This is a genomic window from Hyphomonas sp. UBA3601 (assembly GCF_002375605.1).
Taxonomy (GTDB): domain Bacteria; phylum Pseudomonadota; class Alphaproteobacteria; order Caulobacterales; family Hyphomonadaceae; genus Hyphomonas.
The window spans coordinates 2,312-4,047 of record NZ_DFME01000053.1 but is presented as its reverse complement, the minus strand read 5'-3'; the positions used below and the strand labels follow the sequence as shown (position 1 = coordinate 4,047).

The window sequence follows — 1,736 nt, the reverse complement described above, 5'->3', positions numbered from 1 at the left end:
AAACAGCCTGAGCGTCGGATGATTGATGTGCTGCGCATGTCTGCCGAAGACTTCCTGTCAGAGGTCACCGTGACTGATCAGGAAGTGGCCACCGTCTATGAAGCTAGCAAGTCGGAGCGGTACTCAGAGCCTGACACCCGCACCTATGTCGAGCTCATGTTCTCCAGCCGCGAAGCGGCCCGCACGGCCTTTGGCCTGCTCGCCGCGGGCGCAGACCCGGCAAGCGTAGAAGGCGTCGCCTCGCGCGAAACCCGCACCGGCCGCCGTGAAAGCGTGTCCGATCCTCTGCTCGCAGAAGCCATGTTCGGGGCCGGCAAGCAAAGCGGCGCCCTGTTTGGCCCGGCCGAGCGCGGCGACCAATGGCTCGTGGCGCGGCTCGTCTCGGTCCAGCCCGGCGCAGTCTTTCCCCTGGAACAGGTTGAAGGCGAGATTCGCGACCAACTCTCCCGCGAACGCGCAGCCGTCCTCCTGTTTGAGAAAATGGAAGCGCTGGATCGCGCAATTGGCGCTGGCTACCCGATCGGTCAGATCGCCGAGGAAGTCGGCGTGCCGCTCATCACATTCGCGCCCGTTGACCAGTCTGGCCGCACCCGTGAAGGCGTGGCACTCATGGGCTTGATCAGCGCCGGAGAAGCTTTCCAGCAGGCGTTCGAAATCCCGGTCGGTGAAAACAGCAACCGCATCGATATTGGCGAAGCCACCTATCTCACATCCCCCCGCAAAGTGCTTGAAAGCTACACGCCGGAATTTGAGGAATTGCGTGAGGATGTGCGCACCGGTCTTGTTCGCCAGCGTGAAGCCAACGGCGTACAGGCCGCGCTGGATGATCTGACCGACCGGATCAAGTCTGGCGAGAGCACACTGGAAGCTGAAGCGCGCGCTACCAACGAAGTGGTCGAGACACCCCTCGCACCGATCACGCGGCGCACGGCTGCCGATTCCGGCCTGCCAAATGCGGCAGTCACTTCCGTCTTCAGCGGCAAGGAAGGCGATGTCTTCACCTTCCCGAGCCGGACGGGTGATGCAGTGATGGTGATGCAGATCACCGACATCACACCACCGAGCGAGGCGGACATGTCGGAACTGGCCCCATTGGCCAATTCCAGCCTGCTGACCTCTCTGCAGACCGATCTTGATCAGGCGATGGAAGCCGAGATTGCGGCCACCATGAAGCTACGCACCAATCAAGGCACGCTCAGAGCCTACAAGGCCACTATCACGTCAGACCAATGAGCAATGCCAGACTGATTGTCCGTCGGCGAATCGGGGACATAGAAACCCCGGTTGCCGCCATGCTGAAGCTGGGCGCGGAAACGCCCGGCAGCTTCCTGTTCGAGTCGATTGCAGGTGGCGAACGCCTCGGGCGATATTCCTTCATCGGGCTTGAACCTGACCGCTGGTTTCGCATTCTCAATGGCAAAGCCGAGACGGCCAGCGATGCTGACTTCTCGGACGCCAAGACGCTTGATGCCGAGCCTGTTGCGGCCCTGAAAGCCTTTGCCCGCGATGCCCGCGCCAGCGCCGACGAAGACCTGCCACCTATGGCCTCAGGGGCCTTTGGCTATGTCGGCTATGACATGATCCAATATGTCGAGCCGGTGGAGATTACAAAGCCGGACATGCTGAACGTGCCGGAAGCCCTGCTGGTCATCCCGCGCGTGGTCATCGTGTTCGATCACATCTATCAGGAAATCCTGCTGATCGGCCGCGTCGAAGCCGACAACGAATCCGAGATC

Annotated in this window: 1 protein-coding gene and 1 pseudogene; both read left to right on the top strand. The window is 61.3% G+C overall.

Annotated elements, in window-relative coordinates; translation table 11 throughout:
- A partial coding sequence (locus tag B4F73_RS06225) for a peptidylprolyl isomerase (RefSeq protein WP_290482757.1) occupies window positions 1-1,233 on the top strand: 1,233 nt, incomplete at its 5' end.
- Window positions 1,230-1,736: pseudogene (locus B4F73_RS06220) on the top strand (anthranilate synthase component I); the annotation flags it as partial. The gene B4F73_RS06225 and the pseudogene B4F73_RS06220, both read left to right, overlap by 4 nt.